This window comes from Martelella mediterranea, from assembly GCF_021021415.1.
Classification (GTDB): domain Bacteria; phylum Pseudomonadota; class Alphaproteobacteria; order Rhizobiales; family Rhizobiaceae; genus Martelella; species Martelella mediterranea_C.
Map to the genome: position 1 here is coordinate 1 of NZ_JAINWJ010000005.1, position 24,671 is coordinate 24,671.

17 protein-coding genes are annotated in these 24,671 nt (G+C 63.9%); 10 read left to right on the forward strand and 7 right to left on the reverse strand.

The window, feature by feature from the left end:
• Positions 1-511 precede the first annotated feature (511 nt).
• A complete protein-coding gene (gene cckA, locus K7H91_RS03205; protein ID WP_230718785.1) occupies positions 512-3,106 on the reverse strand; it encodes a cell cycle histidine kinase CckA in 2,595 nt (864 codons plus the stop codon).
• Positions 3,107-3,382: 276 nt separating this feature from the next.
• Between cckA and K7H91_RS03210 the strand changes: the two genes are divergently transcribed.
• Positions 3,383-3,739, forward strand: a complete 357-nt coding sequence (locus tag K7H91_RS03210) for a flagellar biosynthetic protein FliO (RefSeq protein ID WP_018066491.1) — start codon at positions 3,383-3,385, stop codon at positions 3,737-3,739.
• Positions 3,740-3,815: 76 nt separating this feature from the next.
• Here the strand turns inward: K7H91_RS03210 and dksA are convergent, their stop codons facing one another.
• Positions 3,816-4,235, reverse strand: coding sequence for an RNA polymerase-binding protein DksA (dksA, locus tag K7H91_RS03215; RefSeq protein WP_018066492.1), 420 nt, complete (start codon positions 4,233-4,235; stop codon positions 3,816-3,818).
• 355 nt (positions 4,236-4,590) lie between these two features.
• Between dksA and K7H91_RS03220 the strand changes: the two genes are divergently transcribed.
• From K7H91_RS03220 to K7H91_RS03235, 4 genes are all read left to right on the forward strand, one after another.
• The gene (locus K7H91_RS03220; protein WP_018066493.1) at positions 4,591-5,106 is read left to right on the forward strand and encodes a SixA phosphatase family protein; all 516 of its coding nucleotides are present in this window, start codon (positions 4,591-4,593) and stop codon (positions 5,104-5,106) included.
• 94 nt (positions 5,107-5,200) lie between these two features.
• A complete protein-coding gene (locus K7H91_RS03225; RefSeq protein WP_230718786.1) occupies positions 5,201-6,679 on the forward strand; it encodes a YcjX family protein in 1,479 nt (492 codons plus the stop codon).
• A complete protein-coding gene (locus tag K7H91_RS03230; RefSeq protein WP_230718787.1) occupies positions 6,676-7,737 on the forward strand; it encodes a YcjF family protein in 1,062 nt (353 codons plus the stop codon). The genes K7H91_RS03225 and K7H91_RS03230 overlap by 4 nt, the downstream gene beginning before the upstream one ends.
• 99 nt (positions 7,738-7,836) lie before the next feature.
• Complete coding sequence (locus K7H91_RS03235; RefSeq protein WP_230718788.1) at positions 7,837-8,382, forward strand: hypothetical protein; 546 nt, start codon at positions 7,837-7,839, stop codon at positions 8,380-8,382.
• A gap of 27 nt (positions 8,383-8,409) precedes the next feature.
• On the opposite strand, the gene folK is transcribed toward K7H91_RS03235, so the two are convergent.
• The 4 genes from folK to K7H91_RS03255 form a co-directional block, all read right to left on the reverse strand.
• On the reverse strand, positions 8,410-8,922 hold the full coding sequence (folK, locus tag K7H91_RS03240; protein ID WP_230718789.1) for a 2-amino-4-hydroxy-6-hydroxymethyldihydropteridine diphosphokinase: 513 nt from the start codon (positions 8,920-8,922) through the stop codon (positions 8,410-8,412).
• A complete protein-coding gene (folB, locus tag K7H91_RS03245; RefSeq protein ID WP_230718790.1) occupies positions 8,912-9,280 on the reverse strand; it encodes a dihydroneopterin aldolase in 369 nt (122 codons plus the stop codon). Before folB ends, folK begins: the two co-directional genes overlap by 11 nt.
• Positions 9,277-10,149, reverse strand: a complete 873-nt coding sequence (gene folP / locus K7H91_RS03250; RefSeq protein WP_230718791.1) for a dihydropteroate synthase — start codon at positions 10,147-10,149, stop codon at positions 9,277-9,279. Before folP ends, folB begins: the two co-directional genes overlap by 4 nt.
• 182 nt (positions 10,150-10,331) lie before the next feature.
• Positions 10,332-10,652, reverse strand: coding sequence for a 2Fe-2S iron-sulfur cluster-binding protein (locus tag K7H91_RS03255; RefSeq protein ID WP_230718792.1), 321 nt, complete (start codon positions 10,650-10,652; stop codon positions 10,332-10,334).
• Positions 10,653-11,160: 508 nt separating this feature from the next.
• Here K7H91_RS03255 and K7H91_RS03260 point away from each other — a divergent pair.
• Entirely contained in the window at positions 11,161-17,301 is a 6,141-nt protein-coding gene (locus tag K7H91_RS03260) for a hypothetical protein (protein ID WP_230718793.1), read from the forward strand.
• Between the two features lie 299 nt (positions 17,302-17,600).
• On the opposite strand, the gene K7H91_RS03265 is transcribed toward K7H91_RS03260, so the two are convergent.
• Positions 17,601-18,137 (reverse strand): hypothetical protein, encoded by a 537-nt coding sequence (locus K7H91_RS03265; protein ID WP_230718794.1) that lies wholly within the window; start codon positions 18,135-18,137, stop codon positions 17,601-17,603.
• 179 nt (positions 18,138-18,316) lie between these two features.
• Here K7H91_RS03265 and thrC point away from each other — a divergent pair, with 179 nt between their 5' ends.
• The 4 genes from thrC (at position 18,317) to K7H91_RS03285 (ending at position 24,659) form a co-directional block, all read left to right on the forward strand.
• Entirely contained in the window at positions 18,317-19,711 is a 1,395-nt protein-coding gene (thrC, locus tag K7H91_RS03270; protein ID WP_230718795.1) for a threonine synthase, read from the forward strand.
• Positions 19,712-19,739: 28 nt separating this feature from the next.
• Positions 19,740-21,038, forward strand: a complete 1,299-nt coding sequence (locus tag K7H91_RS03275) for a M16 family metallopeptidase (protein WP_230718796.1) — start codon at positions 19,740-19,742, stop codon at positions 21,036-21,038.
• A gap of 126 nt (positions 21,039-21,164) precedes the next feature.
• Positions 21,165-21,758: a GNAT family N-acetyltransferase gene (locus tag K7H91_RS03280; RefSeq protein ID WP_230719007.1), complete on the forward strand. Its 594-nt coding sequence runs from the start codon at positions 21,165-21,167 to the stop codon at positions 21,756-21,758.
• A gap of 9 nt (positions 21,759-21,767) precedes the next feature.
• Positions 21,768-24,659, forward strand: a complete 2,892-nt coding sequence (locus K7H91_RS03285; protein ID WP_230718797.1) for an EAL domain-containing protein — start codon at positions 21,768-21,770, stop codon at positions 24,657-24,659.
• Positions 24,660-24,671 lie beyond the last annotated feature (12 nt).

The following is a 24,671-nucleotide window of genomic DNA, read 5'->3' on the forward strand; positions in this document are numbered from 1 at the left end:
CTTCTGATATCACTCAATAACTTTTAAATCGGCCTCTGAGATCTCGAGATTAACCTTCGGCAGAAATATCTGCATTAGCTCCGCAGACATTCGCACCGGATGCCTTTCAGCAACAAGTGAGTACAAATCAAAAACGGAAACATCCCATAGACGCGGGTGCAGTCCATAGGGTTCAAGAAGAACCTCCTCCGATGAGGAGGGAATCAAAAAGAGATGAGGAAAGTAGAAGCGAGCCATTAGCATATCTTACATCAGCCACCGCCAGTGAGAAGGACCTTCGCGTTCGCGAACTTCCACTTTGTCCGCATTGCAGTCGTTGGCTCTCTGTGCAGCGAACCACCGCACTCCGCCCTCTACTGGCATTCGATCAGTGTGAAATGAACAGCAGCTTTGCTGAAAAACCGATACCCTGCGAAAGTCCGATATGGCGGCGCTAAGCAGCCACCAATAATTGCCCCTCATACGACAAGGCTTGAACTGCCCTCATCGCTGAAAGTCCACCCAAAAAACCTCACCCCTCCCGGATCATCTCCCACACGGCCGCCACGAGCTGCTTCAGATTATACGGCTTGGGGAGGAACCCGAATTTGGCGTCTTCGGGGAGGTTCTTGGCGAAGGCGTCGTCGGCGTAGCCGGAGACGAAGATGAATTTGAGGTCGGGATAGATGCGGCGGGCCTCGCGCAGAAGCGTCGGGCCGTCCATTTCCGGCATCACCACGTCGGACACGACGATATCGACCGAGCCCTCGAGCTTTTCGAGGATTTTCAGGGCGTGGACGCCGGTATCGGCCTCGTAGACGGTGAAGCCGCGCATTTCCAGCATGCGCTTGCCGGAGCGGCGCACCGCGTCCTCGTCTTCCACCAGAAGCACCACGGCGGACTGGCCGGTGAGGTCCATATCCTCCTCGCGCGGGGCCTCGTTGTCGCTCTCATTGCCCTCGCCGAAGGCGGCGGCGATCGGTTTGCCCTTGTGGTCCTTCGGGGCCTCCGCCATGTCCTTCTCGCCGGCGGCGCGCACGTGGCGCGGCAGCAGGATGATGAAGCGCGTGCCCTTGCCGACTTCGGAAACCGCATGCAGGAAGCCGCCCGACTGGGTGACGATGCCATAGACCATGGCAAGACCGAGACCGGTGCCCTTGCCGACATCCTTGGTGGTGAAGAACGGCTCGAAGATCTTGTCCAGCACTTCCGGCGGAATGCCCGTGCCGGTATCGGCGACCTCGACCATCACGAAGTCCTTCTCCGGCACCTCGCGCAGGCCGAGGCTCGCCACGTCGGCGGCCGGCACGTTGCGGGTCGTCACCCTCAGCGTGCCGCCATCGGGCATGGCGTCGCGGGCGTTCACCGAGAGATTGGTGATCACCTGGCCGAACTGGCCGGGATCGGTCTTCACCGGCCACAGATTGCGGGCGAAATCGGTGGTGAGGCGCACATCCGAGCCGCCGGTGAGGCGCTCGATCATCATCCGGTTGTCGCCGATGACGTCGTTGAGATCGACCACTTCCGGCCGCATGGTCTGCTGGCGGGAGAAGGCCAGCAATTGCCGCACGAGGCCCGAGGCGCGATTGGCATTGCGCTTGATCTCGACCAGATCGGCGAATTCCGGATCGGAGGCGCGCGACTGCAGCAGGAGGTGATCGGCCGAAAGCAGGATCGCGGTCAGCACATTGTTGAAATCATGGGCGATGCCGCCAGCAAGCGTGCCGACCGCATTGAGCTTCTGGGTGCGCGCCATCTGCGCCTCCAGCGATTTCTGCTCGCTGATTTCGATCACATAGATCAGCGCCTGCGCATCCGGCGCGGAGCCGCTGGCGGCATGCACGAAGAAGCGGAAGTGACGGCTGTCGTCGCTGAAATGGCGCGCCTCGAAGGGGGCGATGTCGCTCTGGCCCGCCGCGGCGGCGGCCAGCGCCTCGTCCAGCCGCGGCCGGTCGCCGGCATCGATCAGCCCGCCCGCGCGCGTGCCCGTGCCGATATCCTCGCGTCGCACGAGATCGGCGAACATGGTCAGGAAGCGGGTGTTGGTGGTGAGCAGCCTGCCGTCGCGGTCGACGGTGGCGATCGCCATCGGCGTATCGTCGAAAAACCGGCCGGGGGCCGCATCGCCGGCGCGCTCGTCGGCCTCGCGCCTGACGATCACGGTGCGGCTGTCGCCGGCCCTGCCCTCGCGCCCGCCAACGGCCTCGTGAAGCATGACCACCGGCATGGTCTGCCCTGACGCAAGCTTCAGGTTCGCCTCGATCCGTTCGCTGACGCGCGCGCCGGGCTCGGGATCGAGCGCGGTCAGAAGCGCCATGCCCTCGCCGGTCGCCAGATCGGAGAATTTCATCCGGCCGGCCACGAAAGCGGCGAGATCGACGCCGAGCCAGCCGGCAAGCGTGGCGTTCATATAGCTGACCTTGCCATCGCTATCCGCCGCCACGAAGCCGACCGGGGCATGGTCGAGATAATCGATCGCCTTCTGCAGCTCGCGGAAATAGCGTTCCTGCTCCTGGCGCTCCTCGGTGATGTCGGAAATCTGCCAAATGTGGAAATTGCGGGTGGCGGCGCGGCTGTCGGTCACCGGGAAGAAACGGGCGCGCAGCCGATACCAGCGCGGGCCCTCGCCGTCCGCAAGCGGCTTGACGAGACGGAACTCCTCCTGCCCGTCACGCCCGGCGCGCACCGCCTGGCTGAGGCGATAGAGCACTTCCGAGCTCTCCGGCTCCTCCGAAAGCAGGGTATCGAGCGTTACAGGCTCGGCCGCGCCCGTCAGCCGGCCATAGGCCGCATTGGCATAGACCAGCCGGTTGCGATGATCGGTGATCACCACGGCTTCGGGGTACTGGTCGAGAAACGGCCGGGCGAAGTGATTCTGGCGTCCCGTCGGGAACAGTTCCGCCAGACCGGTCATGACCGCCAGCACGAAGAACACGCCGAGAACGGCAAACAGGCCGAGGATCGCCAGCAGAAGATCGGCCGGAAGATAACCGCGATACTGGTAGGCAAGCGCCACGATCGTCGCCAGGATGAGAAGCACCAGCGCCAGCCGGGAGATGATGCCGGCGCCGAAGCCGCGCCTGACGGTGGTCTCGCTGCCCGTGTCGTCCTTTTGCCCTGATGTCATTGAAACCTCGTCATCCGTCCGGCCCGCGCCGCGAAACATCGTTGGTGCCCGATGCAACAGGATCGGCCAGTTCTGCAAGCATATCTAGCGACAAATGCTTAAATTTCGGTATTGCCGCCCGGTTTCCGCCCCGATCAGGCCCGGTTTCGTCCATGCCTTGCTTCGTTCTGGTGATATTGCCAAAAAAGGCGCGATTTCAATCCGTAAGCCATGCTAGATTGGCGCGCGCATGCGCAGGCAAAGCGCGAACAGGGCATAGGCAGTGAAAGGCAGACAATGGGCGACCTCGGTTTCGGCAGCATGATTTTCGATATACCGCTGATAGCGATCGGCGTGATCATCGTGATCATTGTCGCGATCTGGGTTCTGATGCATCTGCGCCCGCCATCGCCCTTCATCCGGGGCGGCAAGAACCGTAAGCCGCGGCTTTTCGTGGTCGATGCCGCGGCCGTCGACGCGCGCCGCCGGGTGGTGCTGATCCGGCGCGACAATGTCGAGCATCTGGTGATGATCGGCGGCCCGAACGATATCCTGCTGGAAACGCGCATACCGGCGCCCATCGGCGCGCGCCGCGCGCCTTCGGCCGAAGAGGCCGCCGCCAAGCCCGCAACCGCGCCCACCGAGCCCAGGTGATTCGCCAGCGCGCAAAAAAAACAGCGATGAGAATCAAAAGGCCGCGTCCTCTGGCGCGGCCTTTTGATGTGTCATGCTATTCGTCGCGGTAGACTTTTTCGCGTCGCTCGTGGCGCTCCTGCGCCTCGATCGACAGGGTTGCGATTGGTCGCGCATCCAGCCGCTTCAACCCGATCGGCTCACCCGTCTCCTCGCAATAACCATAGGTTCCCTCGTCGATCCGGCGCAGCGCCGCATCGATCTTCGAGATCAGCTTGCGCTGGCGATCACGCGCACGCAGTTCGATGGAACGGTCGGTTTCGGAAGAGGCCCGGTCAGCGAGATCGGGATGGTTGGCGCTTTCGGCGGCCAGATGTTCGAGCGTTTCGCGTGCTTCCCGCAGGATATCGTTTTTCCAGGCGATCAGTTTTGCGCGAAAATAGGCCCGCTGGTTGGGATTCATGAACTCTTCGTTATCGGAGAGAACATAGCTACTAAGATCAATGTTCTTGTTCAAAGCCATTCTCCTGAACAACACCCCACGGGCGGTGTATATCCCAAACAAATACGAAAATTCAAGCCTCTGCTTCATATTTGGGCATGTAAAAAACTGTTGAAAAAATAGGCCCTGCCTGAAGAACGACCTCTCTGTCACAATGCCGTTCAAAATCGCGCCTGCGTTGCAGGACCGTCGAAGATCGCTCTCAACGGCTGCATTCCAATGGATTTTCGGGGCTCGGGAAACATCGAAGAAAGGCGACAAAAAAGCGTGAGGCCTTGTGAAAAAATCATGGTAAAGACATGGTCGATTTTTGAATGTCAGCGCAGCCACCGCGCGTTCGATACCGCTTCACGCCGCTTCGAGATTGAGAATGTCGACCATCAACCCGCACCCCGACCGGATCTATCTTCTGCGCCATGCCCAGGCGGTCTGGCCCGAGCCGACCATGCGCGATTACGACCGGCCGCTCTCCAAGCGCGGCGTCGACGACGCGGCCGAACTTGCCGAGCGGATGAAGCAGAGCGGCTACGTTCCAGGCCTGATCCTGTCGTCGTCCGCGATGCGTTGTCGGCAGACGGCGGACGCCGCCTATCGCACGCTCGGCCGCGCGCCGGAGTGCCGATTCGTCGATGATTTCTACCAGGCCGCGCCCGTGACCTATCTCGAGGCGCTGGCCGAGAATGCCGACGCCAAAACCGTGCTGATCTGCGGCCACAATCCCGGCATAGAGGAAACACTGCTGATGCTGGTGGGCCCCGAAGCCTTCAACAGAGCCTGCCCCTACGGCTTTCCCACCGCCGGCATGGCGGTGCTCGACCATGCGGGCGATGGCGCGGGAACCGAGGCGCCGCAATGGAATATCACGGCCTTCCTGGCGCCGAACTGAGCCATTGCGTATCCGCGCTCCCGTTCGCGACGGTGCTTTGATCCGCGCGCCGGCCTCCCTATATTGCGGGTAGACCCGTGAAAGGAAGCCGAACTTGATGCCGATCCATACGTCGCTGGGCGACAATGCCAGACTTACGCTCGACAACATCACGGATCGCGCCTCCGACCTTGTTCAGCCCACGCTGCGGCTTGGCGTCACCGGCCTGTCGCGGGCCGGCAAGACGGTGTTCATCGCTTCGCTGGTCCACAATCTGCTGCATAATGGCCGCCTGCCGTTCTTCGAGGCGATGCGTTCGGGGCGCATCTCCGATATCAGGTTGGAAGAGCAGCCCGACGATCAGGTCCCCCGCTTCGATTACGAAACCCATATCGACCGGCTGGTGGACGAACGCATCTGGCCCGATTCGACCCGCGCGGTGTCCGAACTCCGCCTGACGCTGCATTATCAGAGCGCGAGCCGCTGGAACCGGATGTTCTCGCGTGGCAGCATCGCCATCGATATCGTTGATTATCCAGGCGAATGGCTGCTCGACCTGCCGCTCCTCGGCCAGGATTTCCGCACCTTCAGTCGCGAGACCGAGGCGCGGGCGTCAAGCCCCGCGCGGACAGCGCTCGCCAAGGGTTGGATGGAGCTTGCCGGCTCTCTCGATTACGACGCGCCGGCCGACGAGAAGACGCTGAAGGCGCTGCATGAAAGCTTCTCGGCCTATCTGACCGCCTGCCGCGCCGACGAGCATTCGCTTTCCACCCTGCCCCCCGGCCGTTTCCTGATGCCGGGCGATCTGGAAGGTTCACCTGCACTTACCTTCGCGCCGCTTCCCGGCCTCGGCGACGAGAAGTTCAAGCGCGGATCGCTCGCCGCCCAGATGGAGCGGCGCTTCGAGGCCTATAAATCCGTCGTCGTAAAACCGTTCTTCCGCAACCACTTCGCCCGTCTCGACCGCCAGGTCGTGCTGGTCGACACGTTGCAGGCGCTGAGCCGCGGGCCGGAGGCGATCGCCGATCTGGAACGCGCGCTTTCCGAAGTGCTGTCCTGCTTCCGGCCGGGACGCAATTCCTGGCTCTCCTCGCTGGCGCGGCGGCGGATCGACCGGGTGCTGATCGCGGCCACCAAGGCCGACCACCTGCATCACGAAAGCCATGACCGGCTGGAGAAGCTGACGCGTCGGCTCGTCAACGACGCGATCAAGACCATCGGCATTTCCGGCGCTGGCATCGACGTGATGGCGATCGCCTCCGTTCGGGCGACGCGGGAGGCGACGGTCGAATCCGGATCGCAGGTTCTACCTGTCATCGTCGGCACCCCGATAAAAGGCGAGAAGATCGGCGCGGAAACCTTTGATGGAATTCGAAAAACAGCAATCTTCCCCGGCGACCTCCCGGCCAATCCGGAGGCGTTTTTCCGCATGCTGAAGCGCGGCGGCGACGTGCCGGAAGGCCTTGCCGACATCAACGCCGTGCGGTTCCGTCCGCCCGAGATCGACATCGAGGCCAGCGAAGGCGGACCGTCGATCCCGCATATCCGGCTCGACCGCGCGCTGCAGTTTCTGATCGGAGACAGACTGGCATGAGCCCCGACCACACGCGCCGCCCGGCGGTATTCGATATCGAGGAAAAAGCCTCCCGCAAGGAAGACGAGCCGCGCCGCCCGCCCCGCCATTTCGATCCGCCGCCAGTGACGCCCGACGAGGACGACCCGTTTCTGCGCGATGCGGAGACGATTGCCGCCGACGAGATGGAGCCGCCGGTGGCGACCATGAAGAAGCGCGGCTTCTCGTTTTCCAAGCTTGCCGGCATCGCCTTCGGCATCCTGCTGTCGCTGGCGATCGGGCTGTGGATCGACGATCTGGTGCGCTCGCTGTTTGACCGCGCGCCCTGGCTCGGCTGGCTGGCACTCGGTGCGGTGGTGGTCGGCGTCGCGGCGGCGCTGGTGGTCGCCGCCCGCGAGATCATCGCGATCATGCGGCTCGGCGCGATCCAGCATATCAAGCTGAAGATGGCCGAGGCCCATGCAAGCAGCGATGCCGCAAGCGCGCGGGTCGCCGCCCGCGAGCTGTCGACGCTGCTTGCCGGCAAGGCCGAAACTGCGCGCGGCCGCCAGCGCCTTTCAGAGCTTGACGAGGAGGTGGTCGATGCCCCGCAGCTTGTCGAGTTTTGCGAACGCGAGATGATGGCGCCGCTCGACCTGAAAGCGCGCGCACTGATCCTCAACGCCTCCAAGCGCGTCTCGGTGGTCACCGCCATCAGCCCGCGCGCCGCCGTCGATCTTCTTTACGTCTTCTACGAATCGATCCGCCTGATCCGCAACATGGCGGAGCTTTACGGCGGCCGTCCGGGCTCCGTCGGCATGTTCCGGCTGATCCGCGACGTGCTCTCGCATCTGGCCGTCACCGGATCGATTGCGGTGGGCGACAGCCTGATCCAGCAGGTGCTCGGCCACGGGCTGGCGTCCAAGCTTTCCGCCCGCTTCGGGGAGGGCATGATCAACGGGCTGATGACCGCCCGCATCGGCATCGCCGCCATGGACCTGTGCCGCCCGATGCCGTTCCACGCGTTGAAACGCCCCGGCATGGGCGATTTCATCGGCGATCTCGCCCCCGGCGAAAAGCGCGACCTCTCCAACCCATAGGCTCCCGCGCGCAAGCATAGATTGTGCGCAAACCAAAGCTTAACCATTCGCCGTCATGATTGGCTACCGAACCCTTGTCTTGCGTAACCGGAACAATCGATGGCCCCCACTCCCCGCATCCTTCGCTCCGCCCTGCTGATTGCGGCCCTCGCGGCGGCGCTTCCGGCAAGCGCCCTTGCGGAAAGCGATGACGACGCGTTCTTCCGCCAGGTCGCCGGCAAATGGACAGGCCCCGGTAAGATCGTCGAGGGCAAGCTGAAGGGCACGCATTTCAAATGCGAGCTGGACGGTCTTCCGGTGACGGGCGAGGAAGGCGGCTTCAAGCTGGACGGCAAATGCCGCGCCGGCCTGTTTTCCCACCCGATCACCGCCGTGTTCATCCGCGACGGCGACAGCTATCGCGGCCAGTTTCTCGATGGCGAGGAAGGCGAAGGACTTGCCGTGACCGGCGGCAGCATCGAGGACCAGAAAGCCGTGATTTCGCTGCGGCGCAAGGAGGTCGAGGGCGCGCTGGTGACCAGCATGCAGAGCGAAAACGATCTCAACATCACGCTGCTGATCAAGGGCGGCACCCGCTATGTGCCGGTCATCGGCCTATCGCTGAAGCGCGAGGGCGATCCCTTCACCGTCGGCGCGATCAAGTAGCGGCGGCTCCGGGAAACCGAACCGCGCTCACGCCGTCCACCACGCCCCGTCATCGCTGATCGCGACAATGCCCGCCATATCGGCCTCGGATGCCCATTCAGACACCGCGCGACCGTCGACCGCAAGGTCGGGCGCGATTTCGGCAAGCGGCATCAGCACGAAGCCGCGTTCCAGCATGCGCGGATGCGGGATGGTCACGGTCTCGGTATTCAAGGTCTCCGTGCCATAGGTCAGGATATCGATATCGATCAGCCGCGGCCCCCAGCGGACATCGCGCACCCGTTTCAATTGCTTCTCGATATCGAGACAGCGCTGCATCAGCGCCTGCGGCGAAAGCGACGTTTCGACAAGGGCGCAGCAATTGATGAAGGGCGGTTGCTCGACAAGGCCCCAGGGCGGCGTGCGGTAGAGCTTCGACACGGCGGCGACTGCTGTGCCCTCCCCGTCATCAAGCATCCGCAAGGCCCGCGCCATGGCGGCAACCGGATCGCCGAGATTGGCGCCGAGCCCGAGCGCGGCGCGGACGGGTTCAGCGGACATCGCGCACCAGCCTCGCCTCGACGTGATCGAGTATGCCCGGGATCGGCACCGAGGGTTTGCGCACCGCGACCTCGACGCGCGTGATGGCCTGATGATAGGCCGTCACTGCCTCGGCGATTGCGGCGGCAAGCGCCTCGATCAACTGAAAGCGCCGTTCCGTCACCACCGCGCCCACGACCGGATAGAGCCCGCCGTAATCCACGGCATTGGTGAAATCGTCGGCAAGCGCTGCCGCATCATCGACATCGACGATGACGTCGACGAAGAAGCGCTGGCCCATCCGCTCCTCCTCCGGCAGCACGCCGTGATAGGCATAGAAAGCGCAGTTTTTCATGGTGATCGTGTAGCGTCCGCTCATGACCGGTCTCCATACCGTCGGGAAATGATTGCATCGGCGGCGGCAAGCGCCGCCCGGTTGGCCGCGACATTGTGCACGCGGAATATCGCCCCGCCGGCAAGCCGCAGGAGCGCGGTGGTGGCGACCGTCGCGAAATCGCGCGAGAGATTGTCGTCCGCGCCCGCAAGGGCGGCGACAAAACGCTTGCGCGAGGTGCCGATCAGGAGCGGCAGGCGAAGTTCGTGCAGCCGCTCAAGATGCGCCATGATGTCGAGATTGTCGTCGCTGTCCTTGCCGAAACCGAAACCGGGGTCGAGGACCAGCCGGTCGTCGGCGATCCCCGCCGCGCGCGCTACCTTGAGCGCCGCCTCGATAAAGGCGAACTGATCGGCCAGTGGATCGGAGAGCGTGTCCGCCCTGCGGCTGGTATGCATCAGGCAATAGGCCGCCCCGCTTCGAGCCGTGACGGAGAGAATGTCGGGCTCCGCCGTGCCGCCGGAAATATCGTTGACGATATGCGCGCCCGCCGCCACCGCGAGCCGGGCGGTCTCGGCGTGGTAGGTATCGATCGAGATCAGCGCATCGGATCTTGCCGCCAGCGCCGCGATCACCGGCAACACGCGGTCCTGTTCCTCCGCCGGCGTCACATCGTCAGCGCCCGGCCGGGTCGACTGTCCGCCGATATCGAGGATCGCCGCCCCCTCCTCCGCCGCCTGAAGGCCAAAGTCGACAGCAGCCTCGACGCTGCCGAACTGTCCGCCATCGGAAAAGGAATCGGGCGTCACATTGACGATCGCCATCAGCACGCCGCGCGGCCCGAGCGTGAGCGAGCGCCCGTGCGCGCATTCAAGCCGTCGCGGCTGAAACATGCTGGCGGACGCTTCGATCATGATGTTCCTCCAGGGCAATTGGCAGTCAGGCGGAACCAGGCAAGGTCCGCGAACATGCGGCAAGACAGAAAGATGGCGCGCGCGGCGTCACAGCGAAGGACAGGAAGCCGCCACGACCCGCATACATCCGGGCCTTCCGCGCGTCCACCCGGAAAGCCGTCATTGTCCCTGCTGCGCGCGCCTCAGCCCTGGCTGTCGGGCACCCGCACCGTCAGGCCGTCGAGTTCGGCGGACATGGTGATCTGACAGGAAAGCCGCGAATTGGCGCGTACGTCGACCGCGAAGTCGAGCATGTCTTCTTCCATCGGCTCGGGCTCGCCAACCTTGTCGGTCCAGGCCTCGTCGACATAGACGTGACAGGTGGCGCAGGCGCAGGCCCCGCCGCATTCCGCCTCGATGCCGGGCACGCCGTTGCGAACCGCGTTTTCCATAACGGTCGAGCCGTCCTGTACCTCAAGGTCATATACCGTATCGTCATTGCCGATGAATTTCAGTTTGAACATTTGCCGGGCCTTGGTCTTTTCGGGAGGGTCGTTCAGCGCTAATTGGGCCATCTGGGCGAGGCAGTCAATATCGCCCTTGACCATATGGGATGGCGGCCGCCGGGCTTGAAGGCCCCGCGTTTTGGTTTTGCGAAAGCCTCAGAAAAGGCGCATTATGGTTAATATTTGCTAAATATCGGAATTTGATCGGTTTTTGCCGCCGCAAAACCGGCTCTTGCGCGATCGATCGCGGGGAGCTTCGGGAGGGAGACTTTCACGATGTTGTGCGTGTCTGGCGAATGTGCGATGAAAAGCTGGGATAATCCTTTGAAATAGAAGACATTTGCCCGAGTTTACAGACCTTTCACACATGTAAAAGGTCCCGTTCGAAAAGGCATCTGAACGCTGTTTCAGGAAATGTGTACCGCGCCAGACAGGCCGCAAAGGCTGTGTGGTTCGGGATTGAAATAGAGTAATCGGGCCGGCTTTCGCGTTCATGCGAGACCGCCCGTGTGTTGCGAGGCGTATTATGGCGAACCAAACTGGCGGCTCTTCGCTCGACGATCAGGCACTCCACGCACTGGAGGACGCGCTTGCATCCGATGTGGCGAGCGACGACACTTCCGGTGAAGCCGACGCGGCGCAGAAGAAGGCGCCGCGGCTGCGCGCGCCCTCGCAGCGCAAGCAATCCGCTACGCCTGCTTCCTCGCGCGCCACGGCCGCCCGGCCAAAATCGCCCGAATTCCGCCCTGCAAACGACCCCGGCATCGTCTCCACCCAGCGCGTGCTGCGCGCCTTCGAGCGCTCCTCGACCGTCAAGGCGCTGCGCAACTCCACCATCATGGCCGCCGGCTGGCTGGCGCTCGGCGTTGGCGGCACCATGGTCGCCTTCGGTTCGGAAATCTTCCGCGCCCGCTCCTTCGCCGATATTCTTTCGATCGACGGCATCGGCCTTGCCGCGGCCCTGACGGTCGCGCCGATCTTCGTGTTCTACGCCTTCAACCTGATGCTCGCTCGCGCCCGCGACATGCAGGAGGCCGCCCGCTCGATGGCGGAAGTGGCCCTCAAACTGTCCGATCCGGACGAAAACGCCGCCCAGCAGGTGCGCAATGTCAGCCAGGCGGTGCGGCGCGAAGTCTATGCCATGAACGAAGGCATCGAGCGCACCATCGCGCGCGCCTCGGAACTGGAAAACCTCGTCCACTCCGAAGTCAACGCGCTCGAGCGCAGCTATGCCGAAAACGAGATGCGGATCCGCAATCTGGTGCAGGAACTGACGGCCGAACGCGAGGCCGTCGTCAATCACGCCGCCCGCATCCGCACGTCGCTTCTGGGCACCAACGACCAGATGAAATCCGACATCGCCCAGGTGATGGAGGAACTCACCCAGACGGTCGGAACCGCCGGAGACGGCGTTGCCAAGATGCTCGAAACCCGCGCGGCGACGCTCACGGAAAGCACAAGCCGCGCGGCCCAGTCGCTCGGCGACCTTTTGGAGGAACGCTCGGCGACGCTGCGCGAATCCTTCGATCGCAGCTACGGCCAGTTGAGCGAACTGTTCGACGATCGCTTCAACGACCTTTCCACCCGCTTCGACGAGCGCGGCCGCAAGCTTATCGGCGATTTCCACACCAGCGCGACCGCGCTGAACGAGGATACCGAGCGCCTGACCGCAACGCTCAGCGAACGCGGCGCCAAGCTTGACGAAATCCTGTCGGAGCGCACCGCCAAGCTGCGCGACGTCGCCGAAAGCAGCGAAACCGCGATGAACGCGGCGCTGGAACGCGTGGTCGGCGGCCTGACGGACACCATCACCGAGACCGAGGCCCGCTTTACCCAGAAGCTCAACGAGGCCAATGAGGAAGCGGCAAACCGGTTCGACGAACGCAGCCAGTATGTCGACCAGCGGCTGGAAGCCACGCTGACCCGTCTCGGCAGCAATATCGACAGCCGCCTGGAAAATTTCACCGGCGCGCTCGAAGCCAGCGGCAACGCTCTGGAGGATCGTCTCAATGGCGGCGTGGAACGCGTTTCGCGTTCGCTGGCCGAAGGCGAATCCACCATCGGCAGCATGCTGGAGAGCGCATCCGAGCGCCTTCAGGAGCGCATGAGCGACGAAACGCAGGCGCTCGCCGCCAGCCTGTCGGCCAATGTCGAGGCGCTCGACCAGACGCTCGAAAGCCGCAGCCGCGAGCTTGGCAGCAAGATCAGCGCCGAGCACGAGCGTCTTGGCCAGACCTTCGATGAAGCCGGCAATCGCCTGGAGGGCAATATCGCTCGCCTCAACCAGCAACTTGCCGGCGGAGAGGCCAGCATCGCCGCCTCGCTCAGCGATGCCGCCGAACGGCTCGGCGATCGCATGAACGAGCAGGCGATCATGCTGACCACCACGCTTTCGATGAGCGAGGAAAGCCTTGCCCAGACGCTCGATTCCCATTCGGCCAGGGTCGAGGAAAGCATGCGCGCGGGCAATGAGCGCCTGAGCGGCACGCTTTCGGGCGTCTCCGAACGGCTTGACGCCCAGCTCGAACGCTTCAACACCCAGGTGGGCGACAGCGAGAGCGGCATCGCCGCGACGCTGGAAAACGCCTCAAGCCGGCTCAAGGAGCAGCTGGACGAACATCAGATGGACCTTGCCACCACGCTTTCGGCGAGCGAGGCAACCTTCGGCGTCACGCTCGAAAACCAGGCGGAGAAGCTCGGCGATACCATCCGCCTCAGCCAGGAACAGCTCGACGGCACGCTCAACACCGCCGCCGACAAGCTGGAAGAACGCCTCACCCGCTTCAATGCCCAGATCGGCGACAGCGAGAACGGCATTGCCGCATCGCTCAACGCCGCCTCCGAGCGGCTGAGCGATACGCTGAACGACCGCACGATCATGCTTACCTCGGCTCTTTCGGCGAGCGAAGAGTCCTTCGCCCAGACGCTGGACACCCATTCCGCGCGGCTTGAGGAGACGCTTGGCGCCGGTCAGGGACGCCTCGGCCAGGCGCTGGAACAGGCGACCGGCGAGATCGGCAGCCAGTTCGAACGCTTCAGCGACCGGATCAGCGCGGGCGAGACCGGCATTTCCTCCGCCATCGCAGGCGCTTCGGAACGGATCGATCAGCAGTTCGACCGCCTCACCCAGGGTCTGGGCGATGGCGAGAGCAGCATCGCGAAAACGCTCACCGAGGCCGCCAGCCGGCTCGACGAGCGCTTCAACGAGCATGCCATCATGCTGGCGACCACGCTTTCGACCGGCGAGGAAACCTTCGGCCAGACGATCGAATCGAATACCGCGCGTCTCGCCGCGGCGCTTGAGTCCGGCCAGAGCCAGCTCGCCGGCGCCTATGAGGGCGTCGCAAGCCGCCTGCAGGCGACCATTACCAACGAGGCCAACGCGCTTGACGGCCGCATCAGCGCGATCGACAGCCGGATCGCGGAAACCTTCGCGGCCCGCGAAGCCGGAATCCGCGATGCCTATCGCGAGGGCCAGACCCAGCTCGAAGACGCCCTGCGCAACAATGCGGGCGAGATCCAGCGCGCCTTCGATCAGGCAAGCGCGCAGGTCAACGAGACGCTCACCGACCAGACCACCAATATTTCCGCGTCGATCGCCGCCTCCACCAGCCTCCTGGAAATGACGCTGGAAGGCCGGCGCGAGGCCTTGCAGGACACCATCGACAAGGCCGGCACCGCGCTGGAAGGTCGCCTGCGCGGCTCGGCCGGCGCAATCGCCGAAAAGGTCTCGACCGCCGCCGGGCTCATCACCCGCTCGGCCGAAACCATGACCGACCGGGTGGAAACCTCCTTCGGCGCGCTCAACGAAACGCTCGCCCGCCATGGCGACGCCGTGGAAAAAGGCGCGTTCCGGATCGAGGGGCTTGCCGAAGAAACCGGCCGTCGTCTCGATGCCGCGCTCACCAACCACGTCAGCGCGATCGAACACTCGTCCGACGAGGCGCGCGCCAAATTCGAAAACACCTTCGCCGAACAGCGCTCGGCCTTCGAGCGCACCGCCATTGACGCCAGCAGCCAGCTCAATGCCTCCGCCGACGCGCTTCATGAGCGCATCTCCGGCGCGCTGGAAGCCAATGGCAAGCGCCTGGAACAGGCCGGCGAAACCGTTTCGGAGCGGCTCCACGAAACGCTGCTGACGCACGAAAACACCTTCTCGCTGATCGGCGCGCAGTTCGACGAGCGGCTGAACAGCATGCTGGACGAAAAGGCGCGCGGCATCGAGACCGCCTCCTCCTCTGCCGCCGACCGCCTCGGCGAAGCGCTTGACGCCCGCCACAACCGGATCAGCGAGACGCTGGAACAGGGGTATGGCCAGATATCCGAGAGCCTTGAACAGGCTGAGGGCCGTCTCTCGGATACGCTTGGACAGGGCCATGGAAGAATATCCGAGACCCTGGAACAGGCTGAGGGCCGACTTTCCGATTCCCTGGAACAGAGCCACGGTCGGATTTCCGAGACGCTCGGACAGGGCCACGGCCAGATCGAGGAACGCTTCGGCAGGCTGGAACAGGCGCTCGATCACGGCATCGGAAATCTCAACAGCACGATGGACCGCCGCGCCGGCGAGTTGGCAGGCCGTCTGCGCGACACCGTCGCCGAGGCCGCCGGCGACATGACCCGCAATGCCGAGGAGGCGCGTCAGAAGCTCGAAGCCAGCGGCAGCGCCTTCACCGAGCAGGTGACGAACTCCGTCGCTTCGGCGCGCGAGGGCATGGAGCTTTCGGCCAACGCCATCTTCGAGCGCGCCCGTGAACTGCAGCAGGCGCTTGCCGAGCAGAGCAACGCCGCCAGCGAAAACGCATCGGAAAACAGCGCCCGCATCAGCGAGATTCTGTCGGCCACCAGCGCGCGGATCGACAACCAGATCGAGACGATCAGGACCACGATGAGCGATGCCGAAAACCTGCTTGCCCAGCGCAGCGAGCGGATGAATGCCGGCATCACCGAAGCCGCCGGCGCGATCTCGCAGTCGATGGGAGAAACCGAGCGGACCATGACAGAGCGGGCCGCCGAACTGCGCGACAATCTCGGTTCGCAGATTGCATCGCTGCAGGAAATCCTCGGCGCCGCCGACCGGGCCCTTGCAGCCCGCGGCGAGGCCGTCGGCACCGCGCTCGACGAACGCTCGCGCGACCTCAACTCGATGCTGGCCGGTCGCACGGCAGAGCTCAACGCCCTGATCGACGAAAAGGCGCAGCCGCTGATCGCACGCTACGCCGAAACCGGCCGGATCGCGGCGGAGGAAATCCGCCAGGCCGCCGACGAGACCAGCCGCCAGCTTCGCGACGACAGCAATGCGCTGGCCGGCAATGTCGAGGCGCTGGTGCGCCATCTCGGCCAGAGCCACCAGTTGCTCGCCGGCGTCGTCAACGAGGCGGCCGACAGCCTGTCTTCCGTCGACCGGAATCTCAACGCGACCGCCAACCGCATCAACGAAACGGCGGAACGCTCCGCAGCCTCGATGTCCGAGGCCGGCGCCATGCTGGGCAACAAGGTCGATGCGCTCGACGGCAGCGCGTCCAATTCGCTTGCCGCAGTACGCGAACTGGTTGAGAAGATCGAAAGCCATGCCGGTATTCTGGACCGCGCCTCCGACCTGATCGGCTCCGCCCAGTCCAACCTCGCCAATACGCTCACCGAGCGTCAGGAGGCTCTCGGCCTGCTGTCGAACGGACTTGCCGAGCGTTCGCAGGAAATCGAGCGCGGCCTGAAGGCAGTCGCCGCCATGGTCGCCTCGACCATGGACCAGACCGGCCGCGAGGCCGAGACAATGTCGCAGCGCGTGGGCGAGACCATGCGCGGCTCGGTCGAGGACGCCGCCAAGCGCTTCTCCGGCGCGACGCGCGAGATCGAACAGGCAGCCGCCGCCATCCGCGCCGAGCTGGATGACACCCGTGCGGCCGTCAAGCGCGGCATCCACGATATGCCCGAGGAGGCCCGCGAAAGCGCGCAGGCCATGCGCAAGGCCGTCGAGGACCAGATCCGCGCGCTGCAGGATATCTCAACGCTGGTGTCCACCTCGCGCAGCCAGCTTTCGCAGCCGGCCGCACGCCAGCAGCCATCCGCGCCGGCCACAGCACCGCGCAACAGCGAAAGCCTGCCGCCGTTTTCGGCATCGCCCGCCGGCAATACTTCCGGCGAACGCAGCCTCGGCAGCTTCGAAACCAAGGCCACGGCCGCACCCGCGCAGCCCGCCCGCCAGGCGGTGACCCGCCCGGCGGCGTCCAGCGCCCCCGGCGGCGAAGGCTGGATCAGCGATCTGCTGCGCGCCGCCGCCCGCGAGGAAGCCGGCCAGAGCCGCAAGCCCGCGGAACGCCGGCCGGCCGCCGAAACGCTGAATGCGCTCTCGGTCGATATCGCCAGCGCGATCGACCACGACACCGCCGCCGATCTCTGGCACCGGTACCAGCAGGGCGAACGCGATATCTTCTCCCGCCGTCTCTACACGCTGAAGGGCCAGCGCACCTTCGACGAGATCAAGACGCGTTATGAAGGCGACCGCGAATTCCGCACCTCCGTCGACCGCTATATCGCCGATTTCGAAAAGCTTCTGTCGGACGTGATGCACAACAACCGCGACCGCGGCGTGGTCCAGTCCTACCTGACCTCGGACACCGGCAAGGTCTACACCATGCTCGCCCATGCAGCCGGAAGGCTGCGATAGGTCGAAAGACACGACACGAAAAAGGCGGCCTCGGAGCCGCCTTTTTGCTGTTGATGAAGCCACGGTTTCAGAGCTTGTGAACCTCGCTGCCCCCCACAGGGGTCATGCTCGGGCTTGACCCGAGCATCCATACTGCGCAAGCCGTTGACCAGAATGGTATTTTGATACTGTACGATCCCGCCTGGATCCTCGGGTCAAGCCCGAGGATGACACAGGAGAGGCAAGCGGATTTATCAAAAAAGCAGAAGGCGGCCCGGGAGCCGCCTTTTTTTACATCGCTGCAGAAGGATGCAAACCGCTCAGCGGGCGATCCCGACCCTGACGGCGGTGTTCGGGCCGGCCGTCAAGGGCACCGGCAGGTTGTCGGCGCGGAACAGGAACTGCGTCGACATGCCTTCGGCGGGCAGCGTGACTTCCTGCTGGATCACCTGATCGTAAAGCGCGACATCGCCATCGACCACTTCGACGCGGACCGGGACCTGATAGGTGCCCGATTTCGCCTTCGGGCCGCCGACGAGGCGCCCGGCGATCGAGATCGTCTCAAGCAGTTGGTCGCCGCTGGGTGCGGCCGCGCAAGTGCGGCTGAACTCGCCGAGCGAGACCTGGTAGGCGAGATTTTCCGGCGCTTCGGAATTGGCCGGCGAGTAGACGCGTTTGAAAGCAACCTCGTCATCGAGCATCACCTTGGGGCAGAGCTTCGTCAAAGCGGTCAGGTTGATGCCCGGGGTCACCGGTCGGGCGGGCGCGGGTTCCGGCTCGGGCTGGGCCGTCGAGCAGGCCGCCAGTCCCGAAATTGCAAGAACGGCTGCCACGCGGCGGGTAGTACGAAATGACACGGCGAAACTTCCTTTCCTCTCTCAAGGGCTTTTCAAGCCCTCCGGCTTTGCTTTATATCAGCGCCAACACAGATTGTCTGGTCGACCGCCCCCTCGTCTCCATTAGAACGGTCTTAACAGGTAAAGCCTGCCACAAGCTAGACAATTTCCATATTCTGGCAAGCACAAAGGGGCTTTGCGTGGACTATATCTCTACCCGTGGCGAGGCGCCCGTCCTCGGTTTTTCAGATGCGGTTCTGGCGGGCCTGGCGCAGGATGGCGGGCTCTACCTGCCGCGCGAATGGCCCTTCCTGCCGGCGGACAATATCCGCGCGCTGCGCGGCAAGACCTATCAGGAGATCGCTTTCACGATCATCAAGCCGTTCATCGATGGCGAAATCGCCGATGACGAGCTGAAGGCGATGATCGACGACGCCTATGCCACCTTCCGCCACGAGGCGGTCGTGCCGGTGGTGCAGAGCGGCGCGAACCGGTTCACGCTGGAGCTTTTCCACGGCTCCACCCTCGCCTTCAAGGACGTCGCCATGCAGTTGCTGGCGCGGCTGATGGATCATGTGCTGGCAAAACGCGGCCAGCGCGCGACCATTATCGGCGCGACCTCGGGCGATACCGGCGGGGCCGCGATCGACGCGTTTTCGGCAAGCACCCGCACCGACATCTTCATCCTGTTTCCCCATGGGAAGGTCTCGCCGGTGCAGCAGCGTCAGATGACCACGCTCGGCGCGGACAATGTCCATGCGATCGCCGTCGAGGGACATTTCGACGACTGCCAGAACCTCGTCAAGGCGATGTTCGCCGATGGCGGCTTCCGCGACGAGGTGAAGCTTTCCGGCGTCAACTCGATCAACTGGGCGCGGATCATGGCGCAGGTGGTCTATTACTTCACCGCCGGCATTGCGCTCGGCGCGCCCGACCGCGCTATCGACTTCACCGTGCCGACCGGCAATTTCGGCGATATCTTCGCCGGCTATGTTGCCATGAAGATGGGATTGCCCGTCGGCCGGCTGGTGATCGCCACCAATGAAAACGACATCCTCGCCCGCGCGCTGGAGACCGGTCGCTACGAAATGCGCGGCGTCGAGGCCACCACCTCGCCGTCGATGGATATCCAGATTTCGTCCAATTTCGAACGTCTGCTGTTCGAGGCGAGCGGCCGCGACAGCGCCTATGTGCGCCGCGCCATGGCCGGACTGAAGCAATCCGGCGCTTTCGATATCGAGGGCGAGACGCTTGCCAAAATCCGCGCCCTGTTTGCGGCCGGCAAGACCGATCAGGCGGGCGCTGCAGCCGAAATCGCGCGCTCGCTCAGGGACACCGGCGTGCTGATCGACCCCCACACCGCCGTCGCCGTCGCCGTCGCGAGAAAACACGAACGCACGGAAAACCCGATGGTGGTGCTGTCGACCGCGCACCCCGCCAAGTTCCCGGACGCAGTAAAATCGGCAAGCGGTATTGACCCGGCGCTTCCCGCATGGCTTGCTGGTCTGATGGACAAGGAGGAGCGTTTCAGTGTCCTTTCTCCCGACCTGGATGCCATCGAGGCCTTTATTCGTTCGGGCATCCAAAAAGGTTGAGCACTGACCAAAACGAAAGCAGGACCGCATGACCGTAGAGTACACCCGGCTTTCCTCCGGGTTGACCGTCGTTACCCAGAACATGCCGCATATCGAAAGCGTTGCGATCGGAACCTGGATCAAATCGGGCTCGCGCAATGAACTGCAAAACGAGCATGGCATCGCCCACCTTCTGGAACACATGGCCTTCAAGGGCACCAAGCGCCGCACCGCCCGCCAGATCGCGGAGGAGATCGAAAATGTCGGCGGCGAGGTCAATGCCGCGACATCCACCGAAACGACGTCCTATTACGCCCGGGTCCTGAAGGATCACGTACCGCTGGCCGTCGATATCCTGGCCGATATCCTCACCGGCTCCGCCTTCGACGAGGAGGAGCTGGCGCGCGAGAAGAACGTGATCATGCAGGAGATCGGCGCCGCCAACGACATTCCCGATGACGTGGTGTTCGACAATTTCGCGGGCGCTGCCTTTCGCGACCAGACCATCGGCCGGCCGATCCTCGGCACGCCGGAGACCGTGATGGCGTTCACGCCGGACGATATCCGCCGCTATCTCGCCCGCAACTACACCACCGACCGGATTTTCATCGTCGCCACCGGCGCGGTCGACCATCAGACCTTCGCCCGTATGGTGGAGGAGCGCTTTGCGTCCCTTCCGCGCAAACCGGAAACCCCGCCGCAGATGGAAGCCGCGATCTATACCGGCGGTGAAGTGCGCGAGAGCCGCACGCTTTCCGATGCGCAGATCATTCTCGGCTTCGAAGGCCCGGCCTATCACGCCCAGGATTTCTACTGTTCGCAGATTCTCGCCAATATTCTCGGCGGCGGCATGTCGTCGCGCCTGTTCCAGGAAGTGCGCGAAATCAGAGGGCTGTGCTACTCGGTCTATGCCTTCCACTGGGGATTTTCGGACTCGGGCGTGTTCGCCGTCCACGCGGCAACCGGCGGCGAGCAACTGCCTGAACTAATGCCCGTGATCGTGAACGAGTTGCAGCGCGCGGCCGACCACTTCGATGAAAGCGAGATCGAGCGCGCGCGCCAGCAGATCCGGGCCCAGCTTCTGATGGGCCAGGAAAGTGCTGCCGCCCGCGCCGGACAGATCGCCCGCCAGGTGATGCTCTGGGGCCGGCCGATCCCCAACGAGGAAATGATGCTGCGCATCGAAAACATCACGCCGCGCCGCCTGACCGACCTCGCCGGCCGCTCCTTCTACGATGCGCCGCCGACGCTTTCGGCGATCGGTCCGCTGGACCAGCTTACCGGGATTGAGGACATCGCCGGCAGCCTCAGCTTCAACCACAAGCAGGCGGTGAATGCAGCCGGGTAGGCCAGACGGGCGCCATGCCCGTCGCGCCGGCAGGGCAGTCCCGCTTCTGACTGCGCCGCGGGCCGTTTTCGCACGCGGCCCCGGCGGCTCAAGCAGCCAACCGCCGGAGTGACAGCCGTGGTTGCGTTGCTGCTTTCGTCCCGGGCGCGCCGGCGCCATCGGTTTGCCATACAATCCGCCGATTATCTGCTGCGTCTTCCGCGCACAGAAGATTTCGAGGAGTGGAGAACGCTCAGGACCCGCAGCCGCGCCTTTCTGCAGCCGTGGGAGCCGGTGTGGAGTGCAGCCGACATGACCCGGCGCGGGTTTCGCAAGCGCATCGCCCGCGTCAATCTCGAATTCGAGTCGGGCTCGGGCATCCAGCTTTTCATCTTTGCCAGAAACCCCGACAGGCTGGTCGGCGGCATCACGATCGGGCTGATCCGGCGCGGCGTAGCGCAGAACTGCATGCTTGGATACTGGATGGGCGAGGAATATGCCGGCAAGGGTCATATGTTCGCCGCACTTCAACTCGTAATTCGCTATATCTTCGAGGAGTTGAGGTTGCACCGGATTGAGGCGGCCTGTATCCCCACAAACATGCGCAGCGCGTCGCTGTTGCAAAAAGCCGGCTTCACCCAGGAGGGGTATTTGCACAAATATCTGCGCATCAACGGCGAATGGCAGGATCATCATCTCTTTGCCCTGCTCGAAGACGACTACGACCGCAAAGGGAACTGAAGACCGCTGATGCCAATGTCCCCCCTCACCGCCTGGTTCTGCCGCAAGCTCCTGGCCCTTCTTGGAGCGATCGTCGTGATGATCGCCGTGGCCGTGCCCGCCCTGGCGCTCGAACCGGTGGAAGTGTCGCGCGGCGACGTCGCCATCGACCTGACCTCGCAGGTCGAGCTCTATCCCAATGAGGGCGAGACGTTCCAGATTTCGACGGTTCCCGACCCGAACGGCATAAGGCGTCGCATCGAGGTCCGCTCCACCGGCGACAACCACTCCGGCGACTGGGCGGTGTTTTCACTTGCCAATATTTCCGACGAGCAGCTGGACCGGCTGATCGTCGCGCCGCATTTCCGCCTCGTCGGCTCCGGCCTGTTCTGGCCGGATCTCGGCTCGTCGCGGATCGAGGCGATCACGCCGAGCGAGGGCTTCGCGCTGAACCGCGTCAACAGCGACGATGCGGACGTGTTTTCGATCACGCTCAATCCGGGATCGGTGATCACCTTCGTGGCGGAGCTCAACACCGCCGAACTGCCGCAGCTCTACATGTGGGAGCCCGAGGCCTACAAGGACACCGAAAACGCCTTCACGCTCTATCACGGCATCGTGCTCGGCATTGCCGGCCTGCTGGCTGTGTTTTTGAGCATCCTGTTCGTGGTCAAGGGAACCTCGGTTCTGCCGGCAACGGCCATGCTGGCATGGTCGGTGCTGCTCTATGTCGCGATCGATTTCAATTTCCTGAACCAGATCATACCGTTGTCGGCGTCCGATCAACGCATATGGCGGGCGAGCGCCGATGTCGCGATCGCCTTTTCACTGGTGGTGTTCCTGTTCACCTATCTCAATCTGGCGCGCTGGCATGCCCAGCTCGGCTATGGCACGGCCGCCTGGGGCGTGCTGTTGATGGCGCTGTTCGGGGTGGCGCTGTTCGACCCCTCGGCGGCCGCCGGCATCGCGCGCCTCTCGTTCGCCGCAACCGTGCTTGCCGGCATCGTGCTGATGTTCTACCTGAGCTTCCGGCGCTATGACCGGGCGATCCTGCTGATGCCGGCCTGGGCGCTGATCGTCGCTTGGCTGTTTGCCGGCTATATGGCGGTGACCGGCCGGATCGACAACGACATCATTCAACCGGCGCTCGACGGCGGCATGGTTCTGATCGTGCTGCTGCTCGGCTTCACCGTGATCCAGCACGCCTTTGCCGGTGGGGTCTACCAGCCGGGCCTGTTTTCCGATCTGGAGCGTCAGGCGCTGGCCTTTCTCGGCACCGACGCCACCGTGTGGGACTGGGATGTCGGCCGCGACCGGATCGTCACAGAGCCCGATTTCGCGCCCAAGCTCGGCCTTGCGCCCGGCGCGCTGAACGGCCCCGCGCGGACATGGCTGCAATATCTCCACCCCGCCGACCGCGACCGCTTCCGCTCCACCCTCGACCTGTTCCTCGAATGGCGGCGCGGCCGGCTGAAGCTTGAGTTCCGGGTGCGCGCCAATGACGGGCATTATCATTTCATGACCATCCGCGCCCGGCCGGTGCTGAGCTCGGATGGCGAGGTGATCCGCTGCGTCGGCACGCTGAACGACCAGACGGACCATAAGGTTTCCACCCAGCGCCTGCTGCAGGACGCGGTGATCGACAACCTCACCGGCCTGCCGAACCACACCATCCTCATCGACCGGCTGCAATCGCTGATCGCAATGTCGCGTACGGCCCCGCATCTCCATCCGACGCTGATCGTGGCGGATATCGACCGCTTCAAGGAGATCAACGAGACGCTTGGTTTTGCTGCCGGCGACAATATCCTGATCGCGCTGACGCGCCGCATCCAGAGGCTGCTGAAGCCGGAGGACACCCTGTCCAGAATCTGGGGCAGCAGCTTCGCGATCATCCTGCAATCCCAGAATGACCCGGACGCGATCGCCGAATTCACCGATGCGCTTACTGCGGCGATCGATGTGCCGATCACGTTCGAAAACCGCGAGATCGCGCTCACGGCCGCGATCGGCATTGCGTCCTGGCACGATGACCATGAGACCGCCGAGGCGTTTCTGGAGGATGCCCGGCTGGCGATGCTGCGCGCCAAGCGCATGGGCGGCAACACGGTCGAGACCTATCGTCCGGCGCTCAGAATGCTCGATGACGAGCGCAAGCAGCTGCAAGGCGACCTTGGCCGCGCGATCGACCGCCAGGAAATGACGGTGCTCTACCAGCCGATCGTGAAGTTCGAGGGGCAGAAGCTCGCGGGCTTCAGGTGCTCGCTTAACTGGAAGCATCCCCAGCGCGGCGATGTCTCCGCCGGCGAGATTTTCGAGCTGAGCCGGGAGAGCGGCCGCTCGGCGGAGCTCATCCTCTACACCGTACGTCAAGCGGCAAACGATCTCGCGGCATGGCAGCAATCCGTCGCCAATGCCCGCCCGTTCGTCATGGTCGAACTGAGCTGCAACGAGATGCTGAAAACCAGCACGCTGATCGAGCTGGAGAGCATCGTGCGGGAATCGGAAGTGGCGCCGCGCCAGATCGTATTCTCCATTCCGGAGGATATCGTGCAGGAAGCGCCCGAGCAGGCGAAGCTCGCCCTGCAGTATCTGCGCACCATCGGCGCGGGCGTTACCCTGTCGGGCTTCGGCAATGGCCACGGCTCGCTGACGCTGCTGAAGAGCTTCCGTTTCGACGCGACTTATGTCGACAGCGCGATCTTCAAGTACAATCAGGAACCGCAGGCGGAAATCGTCAAGGCCTTTAGCGAACTGGCCGAGCGCCTCGGCACGGCAATCGGGATCAGCGACCTCGACAATGAGGCCGATGCCACAGCCTTTGCCGAAGCAGGCTGCACCTACGCAACCGGCCCGATCTACGGGGCCGCGGTCGTCTCCTCCACCGCGATCCGTCTTGTGCGCGAGAACGGCGCAAGCTGATCCGGCAAGGTC

Bases quoted from the DNA above. Each gene is read 5' to 3' on its own strand.
- K7H91_RS03260 (WP_230718793.1), top strand. From the start codon at position 11,161: ATGGCGAACCAAACTGGCGGCTCTTCGCTCGACGATCAGGCACTCCAC.
- folK (WP_230718789.1), bottom strand. From the start codon at position 8,922: ATGTCCGCTGAACCCGTCCGCGCCGCGCTCGGGCTCGGCGCCAATCTC.
- K7H91_RS03285 (WP_230718797.1), top strand. From the start codon at position 21,768: ATGCCAATGTCCCCCCTCACCGCCTGGTTCTGCCGCAAGCTCCTGGCC.
- K7H91_RS03255 (WP_230718792.1), bottom strand. From the start codon at position 10,652: ATGTTCAAACTGAAATTCATCGGCAATGACGATACGGTATATGACCTT.
- K7H91_RS03275 (WP_230718796.1), top strand. From the start codon at position 19,740: ATGACCGTAGAGTACACCCGGCTTTCCTCCGGGTTGACCGTCGTTACC.
- cckA (WP_230718785.1), bottom strand. From the start codon at position 3,106: ATGACATCAGGGCAAAAGGACGACACGGGCAGCGAGACCACCGTCAGG.
- K7H91_RS03230 (WP_230718787.1), top strand. From the start codon at position 6,676: ATGAGCCCCGACCACACGCGCCGCCCGGCGGTATTCGATATCGAGGAA.
- K7H91_RS03220 (WP_018066493.1), top strand. From the start codon at position 4,591: ATGTCGACCATCAACCCGCACCCCGACCGGATCTATCTTCTGCGCCAT.
- K7H91_RS03235 (WP_230718788.1), top strand. From the start codon at position 7,837: ATGGCCCCCACTCCCCGCATCCTTCGCTCCGCCCTGCTGATTGCGGCC.
- folP (WP_230718791.1), bottom strand. From the start codon at position 10,149: ATGATCGAAGCGTCCGCCAGCATGTTTCAGCCGCGACGGCTTGAATGC.
- K7H91_RS03210 (WP_018066491.1), top strand. From the start codon at position 3,383: ATGGGCGACCTCGGTTTCGGCAGCATGATTTTCGATATACCGCTGATA.
- folB (WP_230718790.1), bottom strand. From the start codon at position 9,280: ATGAGCGGACGCTACACGATCACCATGAAAAACTGCGCTTTCTATGCC.